The 24531-nt window shown below is 62.4% G+C and carries 28 protein-coding genes; 15 read left to right on the plus strand and 13 right to left on the minus strand.

Going from position 1 to position 24531, the window contains the following annotated elements; all coding sequences use genetic code 11:
* Nucleotides 1–91 precede the first annotated feature (91 nt).
* Genes AC1DZ5_RS16735 through AC1DZ5_RS16750 form a run of 4 tightly spaced genes read right to left on the minus strand, consistent with a single transcriptional unit; the run spans nucleotide 92 to nucleotide 4050 of the window.
* A complete protein-coding gene (locus AC1DZ5_RS16735) occupies nucleotides 92–2047 on the minus strand; it encodes a tetratricopeptide repeat protein (protein ID WP_477891062.1) in 1956 nt (651 codons plus the stop codon).
* 3 nt (nucleotides 2048–2050) lie between these two features.
* Nucleotides 2051–2842 carry a hypothetical protein gene (locus AC1DZ5_RS16740; RefSeq protein WP_477891064.1) on the minus strand — a complete coding sequence of 264 codons (792 nt, stop codon included), beginning with the start codon at nucleotides 2840–2842 and terminating at the stop codon, nucleotides 2051–2053.
* 37 nt (nucleotides 2843–2879) lie between these two features.
* Nucleotides 2880–3740, minus strand: coding sequence for a hypothetical protein (locus AC1DZ5_RS16745; protein ID WP_477891066.1), 861 nt, complete (start codon nucleotides 3738–3740; stop codon nucleotides 2880–2882).
* Nucleotides 3727–4050, minus strand: coding sequence for a hypothetical protein (locus AC1DZ5_RS16750; protein ID WP_477891068.1), 324 nt, complete (start codon nucleotides 4048–4050; stop codon nucleotides 3727–3729). The genes AC1DZ5_RS16745 and AC1DZ5_RS16750 overlap by 14 nt, the downstream gene beginning before the upstream one ends.
* Before the next feature lie 252 nt (nucleotides 4051–4302).
* Here AC1DZ5_RS16750 and creD point away from each other — a divergent pair, with 252 nt between their 5' ends.
* Both creD and AC1DZ5_RS16760 read left to right on the plus strand, forming a co-directional pair.
* The gene (gene creD / locus AC1DZ5_RS16755; RefSeq protein ID WP_477891070.1) at nucleotides 4303–5727 is read left to right on the plus strand and encodes a cell envelope integrity protein CreD; all 1425 of its coding nucleotides are present in this window, start codon (nucleotides 4303–4305) and stop codon (nucleotides 5725–5727) included.
* A complete protein-coding gene (locus tag AC1DZ5_RS16760; protein ID WP_477891072.1) occupies nucleotides 5724–6140 on the plus strand; it encodes a DUF2809 domain-containing protein in 417 nt (138 codons plus the stop codon). The genes creD and AC1DZ5_RS16760 overlap by 4 nt, the downstream gene beginning before the upstream one ends.
* Here the strand turns inward: AC1DZ5_RS16760 and AC1DZ5_RS16765 are convergent.
* On the minus strand, nucleotides 6125–6727 hold the full coding sequence (locus AC1DZ5_RS16765; protein ID WP_477891074.1) for a hypothetical protein: 603 nt from the start codon (nucleotides 6725–6727) through the stop codon (nucleotides 6125–6127). The genes AC1DZ5_RS16760 and AC1DZ5_RS16765 overlap by 16 nt on opposite strands.
* 7 nt (nucleotides 6728–6734) lie before the next feature.
* The gene (locus AC1DZ5_RS16770; protein WP_477891076.1) at nucleotides 6735–7358 is read right to left on the minus strand and encodes a TetR/AcrR family transcriptional regulator; all 624 of its coding nucleotides are present in this window, start codon (nucleotides 7356–7358) and stop codon (nucleotides 6735–6737) included.
* Nucleotides 7359–7444: 86 nt separating this feature from the next.
* Between AC1DZ5_RS16770 and AC1DZ5_RS16775 the strand changes: the two genes are divergently transcribed.
* Nucleotides 7445–7804: a DUF1304 domain-containing protein gene (locus AC1DZ5_RS16775; RefSeq protein WP_477891078.1), complete on the plus strand. Its 360-nt coding sequence runs from the start codon at nucleotides 7445–7447 to the stop codon at nucleotides 7802–7804.
* 18 nt (nucleotides 7805–7822) lie between these two features.
* On the opposite strand, the gene AC1DZ5_RS16780 is transcribed toward AC1DZ5_RS16775, so the two are convergent.
* Both AC1DZ5_RS16780 and AC1DZ5_RS16785 read right to left on the minus strand, forming a co-directional pair.
* Entirely contained in the window at nucleotides 7823–8347 is a 525-nt protein-coding gene (locus tag AC1DZ5_RS16780; RefSeq protein WP_477891080.1) for a hypothetical protein, read from the minus strand.
* A 27-nt stretch (nucleotides 8348–8374) separates the two neighbouring features.
* Nucleotides 8375–9478 carry an NADH:flavin oxidoreductase gene (locus AC1DZ5_RS16785; RefSeq protein WP_477891082.1) on the minus strand — a complete coding sequence of 368 codons (1104 nt, stop codon included), beginning with the start codon at nucleotides 9476–9478 and terminating at the stop codon, nucleotides 8375–8377.
* Nucleotides 9479–9626: 148 nt separating this feature from the next.
* Here AC1DZ5_RS16785 and pbpC point away from each other — a divergent pair, with 148 nt between their 5' ends.
* From pbpC to AC1DZ5_RS16810, 5 genes are all read left to right on the plus strand, one after another.
* Nucleotides 9627–11792, plus strand: coding sequence for a penicillin-binding protein 1C (pbpC, locus tag AC1DZ5_RS16790; protein WP_477891084.1), 2166 nt, complete (start codon nucleotides 9627–9629; stop codon nucleotides 11790–11792).
* Nucleotides 11785–12033 carry a hypothetical protein gene (locus AC1DZ5_RS16795; RefSeq protein WP_477891086.1) on the plus strand — a complete coding sequence of 83 codons (249 nt, stop codon included), beginning with the start codon at nucleotides 11785–11787 and terminating at the stop codon, nucleotides 12031–12033. The genes pbpC and AC1DZ5_RS16795 overlap by 8 nt, the downstream gene beginning before the upstream one ends.
* A 33-nt stretch (nucleotides 12034–12066) precedes the next feature.
* A complete protein-coding gene (locus AC1DZ5_RS16800) occupies nucleotides 12067–12774 on the plus strand; it encodes a VOC family protein (protein WP_477891088.1) in 708 nt (235 codons plus the stop codon).
* 12 nt (nucleotides 12775–12786) lie between these two features.
* Nucleotides 12787–13338 carry a methylated-DNA--[protein]-cysteine S-methyltransferase gene (locus tag AC1DZ5_RS16805; RefSeq protein ID WP_477891090.1) on the plus strand — a complete coding sequence of 184 codons (552 nt, stop codon included), beginning with the start codon at nucleotides 12787–12789 and terminating at the stop codon, nucleotides 13336–13338.
* 383 nt (nucleotides 13339–13721) lie between these two features.
* Nucleotides 13722–14330: a DsbC family protein gene (locus tag AC1DZ5_RS16810; protein ID WP_477891092.1), complete on the plus strand. Its 609-nt coding sequence runs from the start codon at nucleotides 13722–13724 to the stop codon at nucleotides 14328–14330.
* A 15-nt stretch (nucleotides 14331–14345) separates the two neighbouring features.
* Here the strand turns inward: AC1DZ5_RS16810 and AC1DZ5_RS16815 are convergent, their stop codons facing one another.
* Nucleotides 14346–14807 (minus strand): TlpA family protein disulfide reductase, encoded by a 462-nt coding sequence (locus AC1DZ5_RS16815; protein ID WP_477891094.1) that lies wholly within the window; start codon nucleotides 14805–14807, stop codon nucleotides 14346–14348.
* Nucleotides 14808–14906: 99 nt separating this feature from the next.
* Between AC1DZ5_RS16815 and AC1DZ5_RS16820 the strand changes: the two genes are divergently transcribed.
* Complete coding sequence (locus AC1DZ5_RS16820; protein ID WP_477891096.1) at nucleotides 14907–16073, plus strand: dipeptidase; 1167 nt, start codon at nucleotides 14907–14909, stop codon at nucleotides 16071–16073.
* 13 nt (nucleotides 16074–16086) lie between these two features.
* On the opposite strand, the gene AC1DZ5_RS16825 is transcribed toward AC1DZ5_RS16820, so the two are convergent.
* From AC1DZ5_RS16825 to AC1DZ5_RS16835, 3 genes are all read right to left on the minus strand, one after another.
* Nucleotides 16087–16701: a DUF6198 family protein gene (locus tag AC1DZ5_RS16825; protein WP_477891098.1), complete on the minus strand. Its 615-nt coding sequence runs from the start codon at nucleotides 16699–16701 to the stop codon at nucleotides 16087–16089.
* 41 nt (nucleotides 16702–16742) lie between these two features.
* Nucleotides 16743–17576, minus strand: a complete 834-nt coding sequence (locus AC1DZ5_RS16830) for a M90 family metallopeptidase (RefSeq protein WP_477891100.1) — start codon at nucleotides 17574–17576, stop codon at nucleotides 16743–16745.
* 71 nt (nucleotides 17577–17647) lie between these two features.
* On the minus strand, nucleotides 17648–18088 hold the full coding sequence (locus AC1DZ5_RS16835; protein ID WP_477891102.1) for a universal stress protein: 441 nt from the start codon (nucleotides 18086–18088) through the stop codon (nucleotides 17648–17650).
* 181 nt (nucleotides 18089–18269) lie between these two features.
* Here AC1DZ5_RS16835 and AC1DZ5_RS16840 point away from each other — a divergent pair, with 181 nt between their 5' ends.
* The 6 genes from AC1DZ5_RS16840 to AC1DZ5_RS16865 all read left to right on the plus strand — a co-directional run bounded on the left by AC1DZ5_RS16840 (nucleotide 18270) and on the right by AC1DZ5_RS16865 (nucleotide 23518).
* The gene (locus AC1DZ5_RS16840) at nucleotides 18270–19451 is read left to right on the plus strand and encodes a toxin-antitoxin system YwqK family antitoxin (protein ID WP_477891104.1); all 1182 of its coding nucleotides are present in this window, start codon (nucleotides 18270–18272) and stop codon (nucleotides 19449–19451) included.
* A gap of 56 nt (nucleotides 19452–19507) precedes the next feature.
* The gene (locus AC1DZ5_RS16845; protein ID WP_477891106.1) at nucleotides 19508–19957 is read left to right on the plus strand and encodes a hypothetical protein; all 450 of its coding nucleotides are present in this window, start codon (nucleotides 19508–19510) and stop codon (nucleotides 19955–19957) included.
* Nucleotides 19954–20301, plus strand: a complete 348-nt coding sequence (locus AC1DZ5_RS16850) for a hypothetical protein (RefSeq protein WP_477891108.1) — start codon at nucleotides 19954–19956, stop codon at nucleotides 20299–20301. Before AC1DZ5_RS16845 ends, AC1DZ5_RS16850 begins: the two co-directional genes overlap by 4 nt.
* 81 nt (nucleotides 20302–20382) lie before the next feature.
* Nucleotides 20383–21582: a YjgN family protein gene (locus AC1DZ5_RS16855; protein ID WP_477891110.1), complete on the plus strand. Its 1200-nt coding sequence runs from the start codon at nucleotides 20383–20385 to the stop codon at nucleotides 21580–21582.
* A 3-nt stretch (nucleotides 21583–21585) separates the two neighbouring features.
* Nucleotides 21586–22647, plus strand: a complete 1062-nt coding sequence (locus AC1DZ5_RS16860) for a M48 family metallopeptidase (RefSeq protein ID WP_477891112.1) — start codon at nucleotides 21586–21588, stop codon at nucleotides 22645–22647.
* Between the two features lie 46 nt (nucleotides 22648–22693).
* Nucleotides 22694–23518, plus strand: a complete 825-nt coding sequence (locus tag AC1DZ5_RS16865; RefSeq protein ID WP_477891114.1) for an alpha/beta fold hydrolase — start codon at nucleotides 22694–22696, stop codon at nucleotides 23516–23518.
* Nucleotides 23519–23535: 17 nt separating this feature from the next.
* Here the strand turns inward: AC1DZ5_RS16865 and AC1DZ5_RS16870 are convergent, their stop codons facing one another.
* Entirely contained in the window at nucleotides 23536–24531 is a 996-nt protein-coding gene (locus AC1DZ5_RS16870; RefSeq protein WP_477891116.1) for a hypothetical protein, read from the minus strand.

The following is a 24531-nucleotide window of genomic DNA, read 5'->3' on the forward strand; positions in this document are numbered from 1 at the left end:
TACGAACCAGAACGCTGGCGCTGCAATTGCTGCTGCCACTCCGCCAAGAAGAGACGCCTTGATCCGCATCAGCAAAGCGCTGCTCCCATGTTCATCGCGCATCACAACACGACGTGAGCATTTTTTCGAACCGCGTATCCGCGGGCTCGACGCGGTGCAATGCGGCATCTTTGTGCAAGTTTTCCAGCACAGGCGCTCCTCCCTGTTGTACTGCCTCACGAATGGTCCGCTCCGCCGTGGTCACATCACCATTCAAGAACTGGGCGTAGCCCAAGTTGGCGAGTACTGCAGCGCATTCTTCTTGCGCGCAAATGAGCGTGGCCTTTTGCAAGTCGGCCACCGCGCGTGCCAGCATAAGTGCCGGACTCTGGGCATTTAAAAGCAGCCGCTTTGATTCCACCACCCGTGCATCTGAGGCGTTGCTTAACGCCCGAGCTACCAAGGTGCGAATTTCGGTGTTGTCGTCTTGGGCAAAATGCTCCGCCAGCAAATCGTTTACTTGCCGTTCTTCTTCCAGCTTGTCGGTCAGACCGAAGCCCAGCGCCAAATTGCTCATGCTTAGGGCCAGTACTTTGCGCACACCGGGCGCTGTGTCTTTGGAAAAATTGGCGTGAATCAATTGGTACAGAATCCCAGCATCGGCATACTCTTCTTTAACGGTCAGCTGTTGCGCTGCGTTATAGAGCCAGGCGGCCACATACTCGCGCAGCATCGGGCTCGGGTCTTCACTAAAAGTTTCTGCAACCCGGTCGTAGTTCACCCGTACGCTGCGCATGTCGGAAAGGGCTTTCAGGCTGACAGCCCGATTAAAAAAAGCAAATGCAACCTGTTCACGCATTTCGTTTGACAGGTCAGCTTGGTAGATCCGTACCGCCCGGTCATACGCCTCAATGGCTTGCCTGTAGCGTTGCAGTTCGTGCAGTGCGACTCCCATGTTCACCGTGCCTTGCAGCACGACTTCCTGCACCTCACTATCGCCCCGACGGTCTAGCGCATTGCTGAGTAGCGCGTAGCTGGCAACAGCCTGTTCCAGTTGTCCCTGGACGGCGAGTGCCGCGCCTTTGTTAAACAGCGATTGCATTGCTACCAAACGCAGCGGTGCGTGCGTGCTGGTTCCATAGCGGGTGTAGACCGTGTCGTACAGCGCCATGGCCTTCGCCGTTTTTCCAAGTGCTGCCAAGCTAATGGCCTTGCCATACCAGGCCCGCCCCAGTTGCACCAACACAGGCGCGGCCTTGTCAGCCGCGTACCGCTGAATGACCCCATCGTAGGTGTACAAGGCCTGCGCCGTTTCGCCCAACCTTTGCAGACCGATGGCCTTGTTCACCTGCGCCTGCGCGACCCGTTGGCGTACCTGTGGCGACGGCGCTTGCCCATATCGCGCTTTTATTTGGTCGCACAGGGCAATGGCGGCTCGCACATCGGTATGCGACAGCTGCACAGCGGCATTGACCAGGGCCACCGCGACGCTGGCTTGCAGGCTGGGTTCAGTCTCCGTGCCAAAGCGGGTGTCAATGCGCTTGTAGGCCGCAATAGCGGCCTCAGCGTTCCCGGCCTTTTGCCAATTGATGCCGGTGTTAAATAACGCATCTGCCAGTTTCTTTTTGAGCACCAGCTCCTGGCGTTGACCGTATTCGCGGTCAATCAGCGCATATACCGCGCGCTCCGCTTCCAGTTGCTGCTGCTGGCCCAGGTTGTAGCCTTTGTTGATCAGCGCTTTGAGCACTTGCACCAGCACATTGGGGGCGAGGTCTTGGCCAAACCGTTCGTACACCAGGTCGTAGGTGGCGGCGGACTCTGCCGCCTCGCCGCTTTGCGATAAGGCCTCGGCCTTGTTCAGCATGCCCTGCGCCACTTGTTCGCGGATCATCGGGTCCGGGCTTTTGCCAAAGCGGGCATACACCAGCTCTGGTACGGGCACGTTGCCATACGACTGGGCCTCAGCGCTGATATACGCCAAGCCCAGCGTTTGGCCGATGGCAATACCAGCGACCAGCAGCCACCCTGCCAGTACATGTGCCAATAGCTTGAAAGGTTTGCACTGCATGTCTTAGTGTGGAGATGTGCTACGCACGCTCACTTTGTCCCGCGTGAACAGTGTCACCAACAGCGGCAATAGCGCCAGCGTAAACAGGGTGCATAGACATGCCACCCAAAGCGGGTAGCCGTCCGGATTGCCCAGGGCAAAGTACTTGAGTGCCACATAGCCCAGCGTCAGCGCCATTAGCAAGCTGACACCGGGCAAGAAGACGCGTAACAGGAACGTCATGCCGAATGCCGCCACGCCTGCCATGGGGCGGCCCAGCGCATACCAGATGGTGGCCCACAGGCAGTAGCCCAGGATGAACAGCATGACGCTTGTTCCCAGCCACAGGCCCACGGTGCGGCCGCTGAGCTCTGCAGCCGCATGGTCCCCGGGGGCGTACACCACCGTGAGCTTGGCCCCCTCGGTGGGAATCTCGGTGGACGCCACCGTGCTCGACAATTCCAGCGGCACGCCGTCCGGGCCGATAAACCGCACTTGCGCCGTGTGCATCAGGCGCTGACCTCTGACGACGCGGTCTCGGGAGTCCTTTTCTTCGTAGTCGCGCAATTCGGAGGTGTAGCCCACCACGGTGGCGCTGTATCTGGGCTTGGTCGCCAGGTTGTACAGCGCTTGACCGGTCCAGTAGCTGAACGGAACGAACAAGGCAATCAGCGCAAAGATGATGATGACCACCAGCGTGCTAGTTCCCTTGCCGGGTTGTGAGCGCTGCGACACGCGCCGCCCTAACCAATACGCAGCGCCAAGGAACACCGCGCAGGTGGCAAAGAATATCTGGCCTGCGGACGTCATAACCATGGGTTCGCCTCCGAAGGTGGATGTATGAAAGGATGGGTCAAAACTCAGGAATCGGAACACTCCCGCTGATCAGCGTGAGCTCGCCGGGTGTGGCTACGTAAATCGTTCGTTCTCGAATCTTCTTCGTGGGCAGCAATTCACCGTTGGTACCCAATTGGCTCAATCGGCCGTTGTACAACACCTGCAGGTGGTTTCCTTGGAATTTCCACTCGCTTTGAATATCTAGGCACTCACTGCGTTCTTCCTTGGCGGGTGTAGGACTGTCCAAGGCACTACAGGCGCCCTGGGCGCCATCGTTGTCTACCGACAAGGCAATGCCTGGGTTCAGTCGGGTGGCTAGATCGCCCTGTAGGCCGACGACCACCAGCCACCTGCCGCAATAGCCTTGCCAGCAACTTCCCCATTCGGCGGCAACAGCAAAGTGCCCCTCTTCCAATTTGGTAATACTGGTCCTGCCAATGTCGCCCTCCACACCACTGATTGCCACAGAATCTTGTCTGGTGATCATGTGCCATCCATCGACACTGTGTTCAAAAAAGTAGGCCCCAATCGTGCCGGAGCAGGCGTGGCAGTCGTAGGGACGATTGTTCTCATCGACGGGTAGCACCTGGGTCACCAGCGCGGCATGTGTGTCGTCCAGCCTCACAACATACAGAGGAGAGATTTCTGCCGACGTCCCGGCCACGCCCACTTCGACGGGCGTATCGGTTGTGGCCGACAAGTCCACGGGTTGAACTTTGTCGTTCCCCGTTGGCGTCCAGCCGGGGAATGGCAGAACCATCAAGTCATTGCGGTCCAGAGTTTGGGAATAGCGAACATCCGATTTTTCACAACCGGCCAGCAACAAGCTGGCCGCAATCAACGCGCAATGAATTGCGAACTTGCTAAATAACTTCATTGGACTCATGCAAAGAAACGTTTAGGGAATGGGGCTCACGGCTGCGAATCATGAGCAGCAAGGGACCGACTATCCATACACCCAGCAAGTAGACACGCACGAAGTCATCAACCCGCTCTTCCGAAGCGGTTGCAATCGGCATGAACACCAGTGCCGCACCTACGACTGCGGCACATGCGAAGACCTTTGCGCCAAGCCATGCGCGTGGTTTGTTTGCCAGAAAAAACGCGACCACCCATGGCCAACTGAACAAGACGAATATGAGCACTCCCGCCAAGCGTTCCATGCCCGAAAGATAACGAAACTTCATTCCAGGCGCGCATACCAATGCGCCTACGATGAGCAGCGTGCTCAATAGCAATGACAGGACTACGATGAGACGTGTGTTTCGCATGAGTGGCTTCTGACATTCGATCTCAGCGGGAGTCGATAGGAGGCGCGAATGTACCATGCACCCCTGCCTTAGCATCCAGCTGCGCCGCCACTTCACGCTCACTTCACAGACTTCACTTTCACTTCATCGTCGGCCCCTAGACTCGCAGTCTTCAACAAGGAGCGAACAATGAAGGCTGTGATTTTTGGCAAGTTTGCCGGGCTGCTGTTGGTGGCGATCTTGCTGCTGCTAGGGCTGGACCAGATTACCAATCTGGTACACGAACGTCAGGAGCGGCACCAGAGCGTGGTAGACAGCGTGGCCAGCAGCCTGGCCGGCAGCCAGACGCTGCTGGGACCACTGGTGCATATGCGATGCACCGAGGAATGGAACGTGTCCGACAACGAAAAACGTCCAGTGCACCAGCGCCGCGAATTCACCCTGGCCGTGGCCCCAAGCAGCCTGGCAGTGGATGGCACCAGCCAAGTAGAAGCCCGCGCACGGGGGCTGCATGCCACCCAGGTCTACACCTACAAATCACACATCACTGCACAATGGGCTAACCTGAAAGCGGTGGTCATGGATCGGCAAAACACCGGTTCGAAAGTGCAATGCGACTCCCCGGTGCTGATGCTGGCGCTATCCGACGCGCGCGGCATCCGCCAGGCCGAGGTCAAGATCAACGGCGCAACGCAGGAGGTGCAGGCTGGAACGCCTCACCCCACTTACCCTCGTGGCATCCAGGCCAACCTGCCCAACCACATCCAAGCCAATGCCCCGCTGGTGGCCGAGGTAGAACTGGAGCTGCTCGGCACCGAAAGCCTGAACTTCGTGCCCGTGGGCAGCGCCACCGAGGTCCACCTGACCTCCAATTGGCCGCACCCCAGCTTCATCGGTCAGTTCTTGCCCTCAGAGCGCAACATCAGCGAAAAAGGATTTGAGGCCAGCTGGCGTATCTCCGCGTTGGCCAGCAATGCGCAGCAATCGGTACTCGGCCAAGGTGCACTGTGCAATGGCAACAGCATGGGCGGATCCATCCATGACAGCCCCAGCGACGCGGTAGCGGCAACCGCTACGGTGGCCGGTGGCACAGACTGCGTGGAAACCCTGGGACTAGGCTTTATCGACCCCATCAACACCTACTCGCTGTCTGACCGGGCCACCAAATACGGTCTGCTGTTCATCGTGCTGACCTTTGTGGCGGTCGGCCTTTTCGAATTCATGCGCGGTCTGCGCGTACACCCGGTTCAGTACTTTCTGGTGGGCGCGGCGATCAGCATCTTCTTCCTGTTGCTGGTGAGCCTGTCCGAGCACCTGCCGTTTGACGCCGCCTATGCCATCGGCGCCAGCGCCTGTGTGCTGCTGCTTAGCTACTACGCAAGCCACATGCTGCACAGCTGGAAGCGCGGCCTGCCCTTCGGCGCGGGCATTGCCACGTTGTATGGCCTGCTGTATATGCTGCTACAACTGGAGCAGACAGCGCTGGTGGTCGGTACGTTGGCCCTCTTCGCCGTGCTGACCGCAGTGATGATGCTGACGCGCAAAGTGGACTGGTACAGCCGACTGCAGAGCCCACCCAACTCCACCTCTGCCGCTCAGCCTGAAGCGCAATGAACATCGGCACCTTCCGACCCCAGTGGCTGCTCGCAGCCTTGGCGCTGCTGGCCGTCGAAGTGGCCATCGCCCGCTATGCGCCGCAGGGCGTACTGCGCGGCTTTGGTGGCGACGTGCTGGTGGTGGTACTGGTGTACGCATTGCTGCGGACCTGCGTGGCGCAGTCGGCTGCGCGGCTGGCGTTGTGGGCGCTGTTGTTTGCGTGTGCGATCGAAGGCCTGCAAGGCCTGGGCATGGTCGACGTGCTGGGCCTGCACGACCAGACGGCGCTGCACCGCGTTCTGCGGATTGCGCTGGGCACCACCTTCGACGTGTGGGACCTGGTGGCCTACGGGTGCGGCTGGCTGGTGTGCCGCGCGCTGGATCTGCTCAGGCCTGCGTTTCGCTGGCCAGTATTTCAGCGGCTGAAATAGTCCATAAACTCTGTAAACATCGTATCAAGGCAACGCCCACTCAAGCCGTTGTCTTCATAGTAATTCCAGCGGTAGGCCATTTCTGTGTTGTCCCGACAAGCCACACCGTCGTACAACTTACCGTAAGTAGCTCTGGCACCGGAGGACGATCGATAACTGTCCTCAATTTCAGCCACCAGCACGCCGTTTTCAGGATAAACCTTTAACACGCCATACGAGGCATTGCTCGGTATGTCGTATTCAACATACAGCGCGTTCCGCTTAAGATCCGGGTGCGCTTTGGTTACCAATATAAAAACCGCCTGTTGTTGCGCAACCAGCTCTTGCTGCGTCAAGTGGATAAATGATTGAGATTTTATTTTCGTACTGAATGTCAGTTTTGAGCCTAGCACCAACAGAGGTTTTCGCTCGCCCGCAGCGGCAGAATTAAACCGATGCAGAAGTGGCTTCTTAAACTTGTTGACGACGGCCGAGAAAATTTCATCATCGCTAAAACGTTGATGCTGAAGCTCTAAAGCCCCCACAGAGCTTGCAGCACACAGCAGCATTGCAATGATTAGTTTTTGTGTTTTTAAATGGATCATCATTAAGCTTTTACCCCCGAAACAGCCCTTCCAGCATCGCGACCAAACAGCGTTTGGTATCGTCCAGCGCCGCGGGCACGTTGGCGTCATCAGCGGGGAGTGAGTCCATTGCGCCATACAGCGCCCCCAGGATGATGCGGGCCAGCCGCTCGGCATCGTGCCCCCGAAAAATACCATGCGCTTGCAGAGCGTCAATCTGAGCACGCATTGCGCCCAGCCCCTGTCGCTGCCGAATTTCACCCCACACCTGCGCCCCCAACACCGCAGGGGCCTCCACCAACATGAGCCGGCGCAGTGGCGCATTGGCCCCAGCCTGCAACACGGTGTCGATGGACGCAAGAAACGCATCCCATGGGCTACCACCGTTGTCGACGACAGCCTGGCGCGCGGCCAGGGCCTGTTGCACCAGCTGCGCGTCCACCTGCTCCACCACAGCGGCGAACAGGCCTTTCTTGTCGCCGTAGTGGTGGTACAGCGCCCCAACGGTCACACCTGCATCGGCACAAATGCTGCCGACCGGCGCCTTCTCAAAGCCCTGTTCGCTGAACCAGCGCAGCGCAGCATACTGCAGCGCGGCCAGCGTGGCGCTGGCGTTTTCTTTGCGACCGTCGCGTTTAGCGGGGGTTTCAGTCATGGGTAACACGGGAGACAGCAGGTTTCTTTACAAACATAACGTGATTATGTATTCTCCACGCACTTTCAACCAACCGGTCATCTGACATGCATATCGCCGCCCAAATCCTCGTCGCACTGGTCTGCCTGATCCACGTGTACATCTTCCTGCTGGAGACCGTGCTGTTCAAGAAACGCGGCGCCAAGGTGTTTGGCATTCCACAGGCCGAGGTGGAGTCCCGCGCCGTGGCCATGTCCAACCAGGGTTGCTACAACGGCTTTCTGGCGGTGGCTCTGCTGCTGGCGTTGGTCTTGCCCGATCCAGCCATTGCCAAAGCCTTTGCCACCTATGGCTTGGCGTGTGTGGCAGTGGCGGGTATTTGGGGTGCGGCGACGGTGATGGTGCGTATTTTGTACATCCAGACCGTGCCTGCGGTGTTGGGGTTGGCTGCGCTCTTTCTGCTCTAGAGAACTGCCTCAGCCGTACTACTTCTCGAGTATTCCTAGCTTCGCAGAGCCTTGGGCTTCGATCTTGTTGCCCATGGTTACCTTGCTGTCAATGTCCTCAATCCACACAGCGGAATAACTGTCGCCCAGTTCGCCATTCACGGCATAACGGGCATTCGCCTTTGGCGTGAATTCGATAACACCCGTCACTTGAAAAACCGTACTGGTCAAAGCCTGGATAGGTGCCGCGTATTCGGTCCTTGCCTTGACATGGATCTTGACGGGGCGCTCAGCAACCAATGCTCGCTCCAGAATCTTCGGAGCCATCGACATGCCACGCCCGCGATTGACCACTCTGGTCTCCAACAAACTATCCACGATGCGCGCGTCATCTACGCGCTCCGCAACAAAAAAATCCGCCTTAGAGGTGCTGTAGATTTTTGCCGAGTCGACCAGCTGTGCCCTGGGCCCCGCATAGTTCTCTGGAACCGATGGCGAATAGCTCGAGCAACCGCCAAGGGCCAAAGCGGAACCGAGACAAAGCGCAATAAGGTAGCGAGTCATAAATAATTCTTTCTGTGCAGCTACGGATTACACCAAACTCACCAACGCCGCCGGCGAAAAGTCCGACAGTTCGGCCATCCGCCCATCGCGCACTTTCAGCGCCCAGTCCGGGTCGCTGATCAGTGCGCGGCCCACGGCCACCAAATCAAAGTCACCGCGGTTAAAGCGACGCAGCAGCTCGTCCAGCGACGCGGGCTTGGAGCTTTCACCGCCAAAGGCTGCGATGAACTCACCGCTGAGGCCCACCGAGCCCACGGTGATGGTGGGGCGGCCGGTGAGCTTTTTGACCCAACCAGCAAAGTTCAAATCCGAGCCATCAAACTCGGGCTCCCAAAACCGGCGTTGCGAGCAATGGAAGATGTCGGCGCCCGCATCGGCCAAGGGCTGCAGCCAGGCGGCCATCTCGTCGGGCGTTTGCGCCATGCGCACGCTGTAGTCCTGCTGCTTCCATTGCGACAGGCGGATGATGACTGGATAGTCGGGCCCCACTTCGGCACGCACAGCCTTCAGGATGTCGGCCGCAAAACGGCCGCGCGCCACCAGGTCGCTGCCACCAAAGCGGTCATCGCGCTGGTTGGTGCCGTCCCAGAAGAACTGGTCGATCAGGTAACCGTGGGCGCCGTGCAATTCAATGCAGTCAAAGCCCAGGCGCTTGGCGGCGCCTGCGGCCTTGGCGAAGGCGGCGATGGTGTCGGCAATGTCCGAATCGCTCATGGGCGCGCCAAACTGCTTGCCGGGGCGCGACAGGCCGGAGGGCGAATCCACCGGGGGTGGCGCGGTCCAGGTGCTGCCGGGGTTGCGCGCGGCGCCCACATGCCAGAGCTGGGGTGCCATCACGCCACCGGCGCTGTGCACGGTGTTGATGACGTCTTGCCAGCCGGCCAGGGCTGCATCGCCCCAGAAGCGCGGCACATCGGGGTCGTTGGCGGCGGATGGGCGCTGCACCACCGTACCCTCCGACACAATCAAACCAACGGCTGACGCGGCGCGCTTGCGGTAATACTCACTCACTTGCTCGGTGGGCACACCGCCGGGCGAAAACGACCGCGTCATGGGTGCCATGACAATGCGGTTGGCGAGCGTGAGGCCCTTGAACGTAAAGGGCTGGAACAACGGAGCAGCGTGGGACATACAGGTGGGGACGGATAAGTTGCAAACAAAACCAGTTTACGAGGACGCGCCCACCCCAGAGCGGCGTAGGGTCACCAAGGCTACAGGGGCAGAGGGCCGGGGTGGCCAACGGCTTTTGCGGCTGTCAGTCAAAGCATTTGCTACTTTTTTGGTAGCTGCTAGCGCATATTCCACGGGGGCTGCAGCCACTTTTAATGAAGTAAAGGCCGGCTACCAGTCTTCCGACACACTGATTCTGGACCGCCAGGGCGAGCTGCTGCATCGCCTGCGCACCGACGCTACCGTGCGGCGCGGCCAGTGGGTGGCGCTGGCCGATGTATCCCCTGCCCTGCGCACGGCACTGGTGCTGTCGGAGGACAAGCGCTTTTACGAACACAGCGGGGTGGACTGGCGCGCCGTGTCCGCAGCGGCCTGGGGCAATTTGTGGAACACCAAGACGCGCGGTGCCTCCACCATCACCATGCAGCTGGCGGGCCTGATGGACGAGGACCTGAAGCGCGGCAGCGGTGGGCGCAGCGTGGCGCAGAAGCTGGGCCAAACCTTTTCGGCGCAAAGCCTGGAGCGTGGATGGCGCAAGGACCAGATCCTGGAGGCCTACCTGAACCTGGTGCCGTTTCGCGGCGAGCTGGTCGGCATGGACGCGCTGAGCCAGACCCTGTTTGGCAAGGCCGCCCACGGCCTGGACAACCGCGAGGCCGCCGTGGCCGCCGCCCTGGTGCGCGCGCCCAACGCCAAAGAGCCACAAGTGGTGCAGCGTGCCTGCAGCGTGATGAAGACCTTGGAGCCCGCCGGCAACGCCAACTGCGACGCCATGGATCTGTTTGTAGCCGGCGCCTTGCAGCGGCGCGACTACGCGGCCAGTGAAGGCATTGCGCCGCATGTGGCCAGCCAGTTGGCCCGGTCCGGCGCCAACAACGCCCACCGCATCACCACCACACTGCGCGCGCCGCTGCAGCGCTTTGCAGTGCAAACGCTGCAAACCCATGTACGCGAACTGGCGGGCCGCCATGTGGAAGACGCGGCCCTGCTGGTGCTGGACAACGCCACGGGCGAGGTACTGGCCTGGGTGGGGTCCAGCGGGCCACTCAGCAACGCGGCCGATGTGGACGCGGTCACCGCGCTGCGCCAACCCGGCTCCACGCTCAAACCTTTCTTGTACGCGCAGGCCATTGCCGAACGGCGCATCACGGCCGCCTCGCTGTTAGAAGACTCGGCCACGCAGATCCAGACCACGGGCGGCCTCTACATCCCGCAGAACTACGACCGGCATTTCAAGGGCTGGGTGTCGGCCCGCACGGCGCTGGGTGCATCGCTCAACGTGCCCGCGGTGCGCACGCTGGTGATGGTGTCGCCCGACGCCTTCCAGAAACAGCTGGTGCGCCTGGGCCTGCCGCTCAAAGAAAGTGGCGACTACTACGGCTACAGCCTGGCGCTGGGCAGCGCCGAGGTTTCGCTGCTGAACCTCACCAATGCTTACCGCGCGCTGGGCACTGGGGGCCGCATCAGCCCCACCACCCTGCTGCCCGGCAAAGCAGCGCCCGCCACCCAGGCACTGGACCCGCGCGCAGCCTTCATCGTGGGTGACGTGATGAGTGACCCGCTGGCACGCGCCCGCACCTTCGGCACCGACAGCGTGCTGGCCACGCGCTTCTGGACCGCCGTAAAAACCGGCACCAGCAAAGACATGCGCGACAACTGGGCGCTGGGCTACTCGCAGCGCTACACCGTAGGCGTGTGGGTGGGCAACGCCAGCGGCGCGCCCATGTGGGACGTGAGCGGCACCACGGGTGCGGCGCCGATCTGGGCCGCGGTAATGAATTTTCTGCACGCCAAACAGCCCAGCCGCGCGCCCAAGCCGCCCACAGGCGTGGTGCAAAAAGCCGTGCAGTTTGCCAGCGCTGACAACGCGCCGAGCCTGGAGGCCGCGCGCACCGAGTGGTTTGTGGAGGGCACGCAGCAGACTGCGTTTGCTATGGATTCAGGAGCTGCTCGCGCAATGGCTACGGGGGCTAGAGGCCAAAAAGTCTTAAAGAATGGCGCTGCGCCCACGGCCCGCATCACCGCGCCCACCACCGGCACCATCATCGCGCTGGACCCCGACATCCCCCCCAACCGCCAGCGCCTGACGCTGCAGGCCGAAGGCAGCAACCTGCGCTGGCTGATGGACGGCAAGCCGCTGGCCAAGGGCAACACCGCGCAGTGGGCCCTGTGGCCTGGGCGCCATGTGGTGCAGATTACCGATGCCAAGGGCCAGGTGCTGGACGAAGTGCGCTTGGAGGTGCGCGGCGCCGGGGTGAAAATGCGGCATGAATGAAGAACTGAAGGCGCTCGAATCCATGGGCCTGGTGCTGCCGAGCCCCGCCTACCTGGTGGGCGCGCTGCTGTTTGGCATCGTGGGCTACATCGCGTTTCGGCGTGGCCGCAAGACCACGCAGCCGGTGCTGGTCTGGACTGGTATTGCCCTGATGCTCTACCCCTACGCCGCGCAGGAAACCTGGCTGCTGTGGGGCATTGGGCTCATCCTCACGGCCTGGGTGTACCTCAAGTGGAACTGAAATAATTGAGGGGCGAGGTGGTATGGTCAAACCATGAAAACACAAATCGATCATCTGGTAGTCGCCGCCGCCTCGTTGGAACAGGGCGTGGCGTGGTGCGAAGCCACGCTGGGCATCACCCCTGCCCCGGGCGGCGAACACCCGCAGTACGGAACCCACAACCGCCTCTTCAAAATCGCCACGCCCGCGCACCCGCTGGCCTACTTTGAAATCATCGCTATCGACCCCGGCGCCAAGCGCCCGGCCAACGCGCCCACCCGCCGCTGGTTTGACCTGGACGACGCCGCCCTGCAAGCCGCCGTAGCCACCGAGCCGCGCCTGGTGCACTTTGTGGCCAACACCGACGACATGCGCGCCGCACGCGCCGCGCTGAAAGTGTTGGAGATTGACCGCGGCCCCGCCATGCCCGCCAGCCGCCACTCGCGCCGCGGCCTGCTGCAGTGGCAGATCACCGTGCGCGAAGACGGGCAGCGCCTGTTCAACGGCACGCTCCCCAGCCTGATCCAGTGGGGCAAGCCGGACGACGCCGAGCCGCTGCGCCTGCACCCGCGCAACAGCCTGCCGCGCTCGGGCGTCACGCTGCAAAGCATTGCCATCACCCACCCTACGGCCAACAAGCTGCAAGCCGCCTATGACGCCATGGGCCTGACGGGCATCGACATCGCCACCGGCCCGGCCAACCTGACCGCCACTTTGAAAACCCCCAAGGGCCTGGTCACGCTGCAAAGCCAGGGTATTTAGCACTTCCCGTCCATGGCCACCCTCGCCTATGCCGTGTTTCCCACCCCGTTGGGCACCTGCGGCATTGCCTGGGGTGCGGCCGGGTTGACCGGGGTGCAACTGCCCGAGGCGGACGAGGCCGCCACCCGGGCCCGCATGGCACAGCGCTTCCCCGACTGTGCCGAGGCCGCTGCCCCCGCCGAGGTGCAAACCGCCATCGACGCCATCGTGGCCCTGCTGGAGGGCCACCCCACCGAGCCCACCGATCTGTCTCACTTGCCTCTGGACATGACGGGCGTGCCGCCGTTCCACCAACGCGTGTACGAACTGGCGCGCCGCATTCCCCCAGGCGAGACTTTGACCTATGGCGAGCTGGCCCGGCTACTGGGTGAGCCCGGTGCGGCCCGCGCCGTGGGCCAGGCGTTGGGCGCCAACCCGTTTGCGCCCGTGGTGCCCTGCCACCGCATCCTGGCGGCGCACAGTGGTGCGGGCGGTTTTTCGGCCCCGGGCGGCGTGTCCACCAAACTGCGCATGCTGCTGGCCGAGCGGGCCCAGTTTGGCGGGCCGGGCCTGTTTGACGACTAAAAAACTTACCCCGTGTTCATGTGGGCCACGTTGTGGATAACCCACCGCACAACTGCTGGGAGCCGCGCCAGTTGGGGCTTTCAACACGACGCCCAAATATTAGGCACTTCATGATGCAGCGCCGCAAATAGTTGGCGTATTTGCCAATGGCAGAAAAATTTGTGGTATCAATCATTACAAATTTGTGTATGTGGAGAAGTCGTTTTCCATGGGCCACAAGTTACCCACCCAGACTGTGTGCCACTTTGTGGATAACTATGTTCACAAGCCATAAAACCCGCGCCAATGCTGGGTTTGCAGGCCGTGCCTGCGAAATGACCAACCGGGGAACCTTCTGCGCCCGGGCACACTCCATACTTGTTGATTTCTTTTACCGTCACCCTATGCACCACACCACCGCCCACCTGTCCCGCCGCAACCTCATGGCCCTGCCCCTGGCCGCTGCCTTGGCTCTGGGCCTGGCAGCCTGCTCGCAACAAGACAACGCCCCCGCCAAAGCGGCGGCCGGCGGCATGCCAGCGGCGCAGGCCTACGACAAGATTGCGGCCGAGGGCAAGGGCTTCACCGTGGGCGCGCTGATGAGCGCCAACCCGGTGTATGTGCTGTTTGACCCCCAGTGCCCGCACTGCGGCCACTTGTGGCAGGCATCACAGCCGCTGCTTGGCAAGGTGAAATTTGTGTGGGTGCCGGTGTCGTTTCTGAACGGCAAGAGCGCGCCGCAGGGCGCCGCCATCCTGAGCGCCAGCAGTCCGGCCGAATTCATGTCGGCGCATGAGGCCTCCATCCTCGCGGGTACGGGCGGTGCGCCGCTGCCCGCCAGCGTGGCGCCCGAGCTGGAAGCCACCATCAAGGCCAACACCGTGCTGTTCAACAGCCTGGCGGTGGAGTCGGTCCCCTATGTGGTGGCAAAAAACAGCAAGACAGGCACCGTGGTCAGCAACACCGGTGCGATGGACACCGCGGCACTGGCCGCCTTTGTGGGCGCTAACTAAGCCGTGAAGGCCTGCCTAGCGCAGGCCTTCCAGCAAGTCCTTTTGCAGTTCGGCCTGGGTGCCAATGCCGTCGTGCCGACGCAGCAGCTTGCCGTCCTGGTAGGTCAAATACACCGGCAGGCCGCCCACGCCCAGGGCCTTGGCAAACGGGTCTTGGCCCACGCCGGTCCAAGGGCGGTAAATCACGCGGATGAATTGGGCGTCGTTCACGCTGTCTTTGGCCAGGGCCTCAAAGGTCGGGTTGCCGCGGATGCAGAACGAGCAGGTGGTCTCGAATGAGGTGAGTTGCACCACCACCACCCCCGGGGTTTTGGCCAAGTGGGCTTCTACGCGAGTGGGGGCAAACAAGGGCAGCAGGGTGCCTACATCCTGGCGAACGGTAGCGGGCACAGCCTCCGTCGCATGGGCCAGAGCGCACGCCCCAGCCAGACACATTGCCAAAAGGGCTTGCCCCAGCCCTGGTTTGATCTTTTTCATGGTCGACTCCCTGTCTAGTCCAGTGTGTTTGTTTTTATCTGGAGCTGCGAGTGTACGCACGCAACAATCCAGACTCAAGAAGAAAACACAGGAGATACCGTGAAACGCAAACTTTTCCTCACTATTGCCGTATTGCTCGCCCTGGGTGCGGGCATTTTCTTCACCCTGCCCCGCATAGTGGACCAGCGCATGAACGGCGTGGCCCTGGCAGCGCCGTACACGGCCAGCGCACGCGCAGTAGCGCTGCACAACCGGCTGTTTGTGGCCGACCTGCACGACGATGCGCTGCTGTGGTCACGCGATCTGCTGACCCGCTACCGCTATGGCCATTCCGACCTGCCACGCCTGCAGGAGGGCAAGGTGAGCCTGCAGGTTTTCAGCACGGTGACCAAGTCCCCCAAGGGGCTGAACTTTGAGCGCAACGGCTCGGACACAGACAGCATCACCATACTGGCCATGGCCCAGCGCTGGCCACCGGCCACCTGGAACAGCCTGCTGCAGCGCGCGCTGTACCAGAGCCAGAAGCTGCACCGGGCCGCCGCCAATAGCCAGGGCGCCATGCAAGTGGTGCATAGCCAGGCGGAACTGGCCGCCCTCACCCAGGGTGCAGCGCCTGCGGGCGGCAAGCTCATCGCCGTGCTGGCTACCGAAGGACTGCACCCGCTTGAAGGCAAGCTGGAAGCCATCGACACCATGTACGACGCGGGCTTTCGCATCATGGGCCTGACGCACTTCTTCGACAACGAGGTGGGTGGCTCCGCCCACGGACTGGAAAAAGGCGGGCTCACACCCTTTGGCAAGCAGGTGGTGGCGCGGCTGCAGGAGAAAAGCATGCTGGTGGACCTGGCCCACGCCTCGCCCAAGGTGATTGACGACGTGCTGGCCATGACCCGGCGCCCAGTGCTGGTGTCGCACACGGGCGTACAAGGCACCTGCCCCGGCCCGCGCAACCTCAGCGATGCCCACATCAAGGCCATTGGCGCTACGGGCGGCGTCATCGGCATTGGCTACTTTGAGGGCGCGGTCTGCGGGCTGGACACCACGGCCATCGTGAAAGCCATCCGCTACGCGGTGAACATGGCCGGTGTGAAGCATGTGGCCCTGGGCTCGGACTTTGACGGCGCCACCAAAACCGCGTTCGACACCACGGGATTGGTGCTCATTACCCAGGGCCTGCTGGAGGCAGGATTCTCAGAGAACGATGTGGCCGACCTCATGGGCGGCAATGTGCTGCGCCTGCTGCAGACCCAGTTGCCAGCCAGGTAAATGGAAACTGGCGCTACAGCACCGCGTAGCGCCCGGGCCGGTGGTTGACGGCGATGAACAGGTTCATCACCACGGCGGCCAGCACCGAATAGGCCACACGTACCGGGTCCACCACGGTCAGGGCCAGCAACACGATGGTGCAGTCCATGCCCATTTGCACCATGCCGGCGCGCCAGCCGCGCGACTGCTGCAGGTACAGCGACACGATGGTGGCGCCGCCAAGGCTGGCGCGGTGCCGCGCCAGAAACAGGCAGCCCGAGCCCAACAGCAGCCCGCCCAGCACCGCGGCATAGGCCGGGTGCAGCCGCTCGATGGCAAACAGGCGTGGCGACCACTCGGCCATGGCCGACAGAAAGGTAATGGCCACAAAGGTCTTGAGCGTGAACTCGCGCCCCATGCGCTGCCAGGCAAACCAATAGAACGGCAGGTTGATGAGGAAGAACAGCTTGCCCAGGCTCACGCCCGTGGCGTAGTGCAGCACAAAGGCCACGCCCGCCGTGCCACCGGTCAACAGGCCCGCCTGGCCAAACAGAATCAGCGCCAGGCTGACGAACAGCGTGCCGGTGAAGATGGCCTGCGCGTCTTCAAACAGCGTATGCGTGTGCACCGGGGTGGTAAGGGTGTTCATGTCGGGCATGGAGCAAGCATTGTGCCGCCCCACCCAAGGAACTACCAGGTCGCGGGGTCAACCTTGAAATAACCACGCAGTTCGGCGTACAGCGCCGGGTACTCGGCAGCCAGCGCGCGGCCCTGCTCGAAAAACACCTCGGTCACCACGGCAAAGAACTCCGCCGGGTCTTGCGCCCCATAGTGGCTCAGCAGGCCCTGCTCGTGCATGAAAGCCTGGCCGCGCAGGTGCTCGTACGCGTCCGAGAACACCTGTTTCCAACGCCTGGCATTGTGCTGGGCGTCGCCCCAGGCGGGCAAGGGTGCGCCTATGGCCTGGCCGTTTTCCTGGTCCAACTGGTGGGCAAACTCGTGGATCACCACGTTGCGGCCGTCGTCGGGCGTGGCCGCGCCCTCCAGTGTGTCCTGCCACGACAGAATCACCTGCCCTTGCGACCACGACTCCCCGGCCAGCGCCTGGCGCTGCTCCTGCTGCACACCGGCCCCATCGGTGTGGCTGCGGTTCACTACAAAAGGGCCGGGGTACATAAGGATTTGCCGTACTTGGGGAAAGTAGCTGGCCGCGCCCGGGCGGTTGAGCAGCAGCAGACAAGCCTGTGCGGCCACCACCACGCGCATGTCTTCGGTCACCTGCAGACCGGCGCAACCAATGAAGGTTTTTTCGGCCACAAACACCTGCATGTGCTTTTTCAGCTGCAACTGCAGGTCTGCCGGCAGGCGCGCCACCAGCGGCACGCGGCGGCGCAGCACCTTGCGCCAGTGCGGGGGAAACGGCTGTTGCTGCAGGCGGTAACGGCGCCAACGCTGCCAGCGCGGATAACCCAATAGGCCCGCCAGCAGCAGCGCAGCGGCAAGGCAAAACACAAAAAAGGCCACAGGGCTCCGATCACAGGCGTTGGTGTAAGCCTGTAACTGGAGGCCCTGCGGCCTTTTTCAAGCGCAGGTGCTTAGCGCGCCACCAGCACTGGCACCGGGCTTTGCGCCACCACTTTGCCGGCCACACTGCCCAGCACCAGGCGCGCTACACCAGAGCGGCCGTGGGAGCCCACCACGATCAAGTCCGCCCCCTCGGTCTGCGCCGTTTGCACAATGCCATTCACGGCAGTGGAGTCTTCCACCAAACGGGCCTGCAGTGCCACCGGCGCACCGCCACTGCGGCACAGCGCATCCACCTGCGCGTGGGCTTGGGCCGCCAGTTGCTGGCCTGCTGCCGTGTACGCCTGCAGGCCCATGGGGTTGATCTCTCCCACACCCATGTACGGGTAGGGGTCGGCCACATACAGCGCAGTCAACCTGGCGCCATGGGTACGGGCCAGGCCCACCGCTAGTGCAGCCGCATGGGCGGAAGACGTCGATCCGTCCGTCGCCAAAAGAATATGTTTGAACATAAGAGCCTCGCAAGGTAAGTTTGAAACAAGCCTCCATGCTGCAACCCGGCTGCAATATGGTCTTTGATCTGGGTCAGCGAAGCAAGAGACATGTTCACCCTAACTTCCTACTACCATTTGTACAGCGGCTGTCGCACATACTGCGGGGGCCACAATTCCTTTTTTGTTACAAATCGTCCACATGAAAACCTCCCTCCTGCGCGGCCTGCTGACGGCCGCCCTTCTGGCCCAAGGCACCATGGCACTGGCCGTGCAAGACTGCGAATTCAACGGCAAACCCATCGACACCAACAACGGCAACGCGACCAAAGGCCTGAGCGGCATGCTGCGCTGCAAAGACCGCGACACCGGCGAGATGGAGCGCGAGTACGAACTGCGCAACGGTGACTCCGTGGGCCTGTCGCGCTACTACCGTAAAGGCCAGCTCTACAAGGAATTCACCATCACCGCCAACGGCCCGCACGAGGGCCTGGAACGCGAATGGGCCACCAACGGCAAACTGGTGCTGGAATTCACCAATGTGAACGGCAACGCGCGCGGCCTGCGCCGCGCCTGGTACGACGACGGCACGCTCAAGCGCGTGGACTGGGTGGCGGAGAACGAGCGCGAAAGCGCCTCGGTGCAGTACACGCCTGCCAAGCAACTGGCCGCCCTGCGCTGCGGCCCCAAACCACTGCTGGCCCCGCAGGTGGATGACGCCGCGCTGTGCGGCTTTGGTGGCAAGGCCAGCACCGTGTCCACCTACAGCGACGAAGGCAAGGTGCGCAGCACCCAAACCCTGCTGGCCGGCGTGGTACAAAAAGCCACCAGCTTCTACAGCAACGGCAAGCCCCAGGATGAAGAAGAACGCCAAGGCAACAACCGCATCGAGCGCTTTTTTGATAACGACGGCAGCAAGCGCCGCGAGAAGCTGTGGAGCGAGGCCGAGAAACCTGCCGCACTGCTGCGCGAATCCGAATACCACGCCAGCGGCACTCTGGTGCGCGAGCGTCTCTACACGCTGGTGGACATGGGCGGGCGCAGGCGCAGCCGCCTGGCCAGCGAAGCCAGCTTCTACCTGAATGGCCAGCCGCAAAGCAAAGACGTCTACACACTGGAAGGCAATACCGAGATGCGCGACAGCCAGCGCTTCTCCGACAAGGGCCTGTTGCGCGCCCAAGGCCGCTACGCGCTGGATGGGCGCTATGGCGAACGCCCCGTGGGTGTGCATAAGTCCTACTTTGACAGCGGCAAGCTCGAACTGGAAGAACACTACGACGACAAGGGCAACGTGAAGCGCCAGCGCCTCTGGGACGAGGCTGGCAAACAGGTCAGCGACGACGAGTTGTTTGAAGACGGTTCGCGCAAGGCGTATTCCCGCTAGCGCGGCGCCCTGCTTCTGGCCTACACTGGTTCGAATGCGGCACCCGAGACCGAAGAATGATTCCGTCGTTGCGATCGCGCGTGGCCAACGCGCTGCTGGCCTTGGCCTTGCCGCTGCTGGCGGCTGCGGCAGAGCCCATGCGCTATGTCTACCCGCCCCCCGAGAGCGGCGCAGATGTGCGCATGAACTACTACTGGGAGCTGCTGCAAGCCGCGCTGGATGAGACGGCGCACAAGTGGGGGCCCTACACCCTGACACCCTACGCGCGGCAAATGAACGCGGGGCGCGCCGAGATCCTGCTGACCAACGGCAGCGAGATCACGGTGATGACGCGCACCACCAGCGTGGCGCGTGAGCAGGTGCTGAACCCCATCCGCATTCCGCTGGACAAGGGGCTGACCGGCTACCGCCTGTTCCTGATCAAGGCCAGCACCCAGCATCGGCTGGACACGGTGCGCACCCAGGCGCAGCTGCAAACTTTCAGCATTGGCCAGGGCGCGGTGTGAATGAAGTCGGCCCCGAGTTCGCCGCGGGCAGCAAGGTGTTCCCCGGCCTGGCCATCGAGAACAAGCTGCTGCTGTACTACCCGCTTCCGCGCTATTACTTTTTTGCCCGTAACCCCGAGGGCGACCGGTTGTCACAACGCGTGGAGGAAGGCCTGCGCCTGCTGATGAAAAACGGCAAGTTTGAACGCCGCTACCAGACCTTCAAAAAATCACTGCTCAACGACCTGAACCTGGCGGGTCGGCGCGTGTTTGACCTGACCAACCCCTACCTACCTCCGGAGACACCGCTGACCGAACGTGAACTGTGGGACACCCTGGATGCGGAGCTGAAATCCCGTCCCTGAGCCGCTCCCCGAGCCGCTATATGATCCCCCTGGAAAACAGAGGGCCGCCACAGGCCCCATTCACTTTCAAGGAGGACTCCCATGACACAACCCAACGGCCTGGACGCGCCTGATGCCATCGATGCACTGGACGCCCAAGACACCCTGGTGGCCGCGCCACCTTCTACCAACCTGCTGCGCCTGCGCTTCACAGGCTCTGGAAGCGAATACTTCCGCATCTGGATCGTCAACCTGCTGCTCACCATTGTCACGCTCACGCTCTACCTGCCGTGGGCGCGTGCACGCAAGCTGCGCTACTTCATGGGCAACACGCTGGTAGACGACCAGCCGCTGGGGTTTCACGGCAAGCCGCTGAAGATGTTTAAGGGGTATGTGCTGGTGTGCGTGCTGTTCGGGCTGTATTCGGTGGCCGGCAAGTTTTCGGCCACGGCAGGCTTTGTGGCGCTGATCGTGGTGGCCTTGCTGTGGCCTGCACTGTTCAAGTCATCCCTCCAGTTCCGCCTGGCCAACACCAGTTGGCGCGGGCTGCGCTTCAGTTTTCGCGGTTCGCTGGCGGGGGCTTACCGGGCCATGCTGCCTATTTTCATCCCTGGCATGGTGCTGGTAGGAGCGAGGGCCATGGGTGTTGATGAGGTCCACAACGTCCAAACCTACCTACTGGTGGCGGGCATTGTGGGTCTGAGTGGCCTGCTGGTCGCCCCCTGGATTTTCTGGAACATCAAGCAGTACCAACACAACCACTACGCACTGGGCAACCTGCAAACCACCTTCAAAGCCAGTGTGGGTTCGTTCTACCTGCTCGCACTGAAAGTGATGGGGATCGGCCTGCTGGTTTTCTCCCTGCCTGCCGCACTGGTCGGCGTGCTGGTCTTCGGCTTGGCCCCCTCGTTCAAGCAAGCGGAGATTGGCGCGATCATCGCGCTTGTCATCGCGGGCTTTCTGTTCGCGGTCGTGGCCATGCTCTGCATTCAACCCTACAGCATCTCGCGCCTGCAAAACCTGGTGTGGACCCGCACCGGCAATGTCCAGTTGCGCTTTGTCAGCGCACTCGGCTTCAAATCCATGCTGTGGTTGAACCTAAAAAACTGTTTCCTGATCATCATCACGCTGGGCCTGTACTGGCCATTCGCCATGGTGGCCGTGACCCGCCTGCGGCTGGAGGCAGTGACAGTCAAAACCCGCATCGACCCCGCACTGCTGGTGGCCGATGCACAGGCGTCCAACGTGGAAGCCGCGGGCGACGCTGCGGGTGACTTTTTCGGCCTGGACGTCGGCCTATAAAGCATGGAGCTGGACGCCACCTATTTTGATGGCCACAGTGGCCGTGCGCACCCGGTGCGCATCCGCGTGGTGGCGGGCCAGCTGCACATCGAAGGTGCAGGTATTACGCTAAGCGTGCCCGCCCAGTCGGTGGACTGGCCCGAGCGCACGCGCCACGGCATGCGCGTGGCGCACCTGGCCAGTGGCGGCCTGGTGCAAAGCGAAGACAGCGTAGCCTGGGACGCCTGGGCCCAAGCCCAGGGGCTGGGCGAATCCATCGTTGTGAAAATGCAGCAGAACTGGCGCTGGGTGGCGGGCAGCGTGGCCGTGCTCATGGCGCTGGTGGTAGGGCTGCAGCAATGGGGCCTGCCGCTGGTGGCCCAGGCTGTAGTGGCCGCCACGCCGCAAAGCGTGGATGCGGCCATTGGCGACTCTACGTTGCAAGCGCTGGACGGACTAATGTCATCCGCCCAACTGCCGCTGGCAGACCAGCAACGCATCCGCGACGCCTTCGCCCAGGCCGTGGCACGCCAACCCGCGGGCAGCGTGCCGGCCTGGAAGCTGGAGTTCCGCCATGGCCAGCGCATTGGCGCCAACGCCCTGGCCCTGCCCGGCGGCACCATTCTGCTGACCGATGAAATGGTGAAGTTGGTGGACGGCGACGCGGCCGTGCTGACCGCCGTGTTGGCCCACGAACTGGGCCATGTGCAACACCGCCATGGCATGCGCATGGTGGTGCAGGCCGGGGTGCTGGGCAGTCTGGGGGCGCTGGTGTGGGGAGACTTCAGCTCGCTGCTGGCCGCTGTTCCCGTGCTCATGGGCCAGGCCGCCTACTCGCGCCAGGCCGAGCACGAGGCCGATGTGCACGCCGTGCGCTTTCTCAAATCTGCCGCCCTGTCGCCTGCGCTCATGGTGACCCTGTTTGACAAGCTGGAGGCACAGCGCAACCCCGGCAAACCCCACCAGGGCGATACGGACAAGGAAGCCGAAAAGCCCAGCGTGGAAGACCCCTGGCTGGGCATCGCGTTTTCCTCCCACCCCTCCGACGCCGCGCGTGTGGCATTCTTTCGGGCTGCAGCCCTCTAGAAATATGCGCAAGATGCTCCTCATTCAATAGCAAGGCAGTTCATCCATGGCACACAGCACGCTCCAGATTCACGGCACGGAAGTCTTTGTGGAGGGCACCGGCCCGCACACCATCGTGATGATCCACGGCTGGCCCGACACCTACCGCCTGTGGGACGGCATGGTGGCGGCACTGACACCGCACTACCGTTGTGTGCGCTTCACTCTGCCCGGCTTTGAGACGCCACCGACGGGTGTCACACGCTCGCTGGCCCAGATGACGGCGCAGCTGCTGGCCATCGTCGATGCAGTCAGCCCGGGCCAACCGGTGACGCTTCTGCTGCACGACTGGGGCTGCATCTTCGGCTACGAGCTGGCCGCGCGCCACCCGCAGCGGGTGGCGCGCATCGTGGGCATCGACATTGGCGACCACAACAGCGGAGCTTTCCGGCGCTCGCTCTCGGGCGGGCAAAAAATGCAGGTTCTGACCTACCAGTTCTGGCTGGCGCTGGCATGGGGCGTGGGCATACTGGGCGCCACCGGTCTGGCCAACCGCATGACCCGCTGGATGGCACGCGCCATGCGCTGCCCCGCGCCGCAGGCCAACATTGGCTGGCACATGAACGCCCCTTACGCCATGGTATGGCTGGGTGTGGCCGGCGGGTTGCGCCGCACGGCACCAGTGCGGCCGCACTGCCCCATGCTGTATGTCTATGGCACGCGCAAGCTCTTCATGTTCCATTCACCCGAGTGGCTGCACACCCTGAGCACCACGCCGGGCAGCACCGTGCAGGACTATGCCTGCGGCCACTGGGTGATGGTGGACCGCGCCGCCGCACTGCAGGCCCAAGTGCTGGCCTGGCTGGTGACGTCGACGCCAACAGCCGGCTAAACTGGGGCGGCAGGTCTTTACTGCAACGGCGCAATGTAGCGCTGCACCGCCAGGGGCACTTTGCGCAGCAGCGCGCTGCGCGTGCGGTGCCAGAACGCAGACAGCAGTAGCAAGGCCGCGCCCAACGCCAGCGCGGTGATGGCAAAGCCCAGACCCACATTGCCATACTGCTTGAGCAAAGCACTGAAGGTGTAGAGCACATAGCCCAAGGCCGACACCATCAGCGCGCGTCGGTCAATCACCAGCGACACCACGGCAATGACCCCATAGGCCAGTAACACGACGAGGGCCTGCCACAGGGCAATGGTGCCCCCTGCAATGGACAACATGGCAAACAGCGGGTGCACCAGAAGCGGCGCGGCCAGCAGATGCAGCCAGAACGCCACGTCCGCCCGGCGGGTCTTGCGCTGGGTGTCGCAGGCATCCCAGCGCAATGCCACGATGAACACGACAACACCGCCCGCCAGAATCACCAGCGACATCCAGGAAAAGAGTGCCGGGAAAGATTTCAACAGCAGTGCCCACACTGCGCCGACCAAAGCCGCGCAGCCTGCGGCCACCGTAATTGGGACATGAAACCGCTGCCAATGCAGCCACGCGCCCACGGCTGCCAGCAAGGCGCCGGCGGCCACCATGAGACCCTGTCCATCGCCGGCCACGCCAAATATAGAGTTGAACAAGCCGCCCACAAACGCCACCAGCAGCACGATGGCGGGCAAGGCCATGTGGCGCTTGCGCACGAAGAATTCGGCCAGTCCCCAGGCGCAAGCGGCCACCGCCAGACTGCCCACCCAATGGGCTGCCGCATTGCCGATCCAGGCCACCGAGACCAGCATCAGCACGCAGGCGATCACCACAAAAACGTCGTTAAAACCGGTGACTAGGCGGAAATGTTCTTCGTCCACTATCGGTGTTCGGCGGCGGCTGGCTGCATGCGTGCGCAAGGCATCGGCCGCGTCGGCACTCAGTGCACCCGCTTGCACGGCCGACAGCAAATCGTCTTCGGTATACAT

The organism is Rhodoferax sp. P1_F3 (assembly GCF_056405715.1).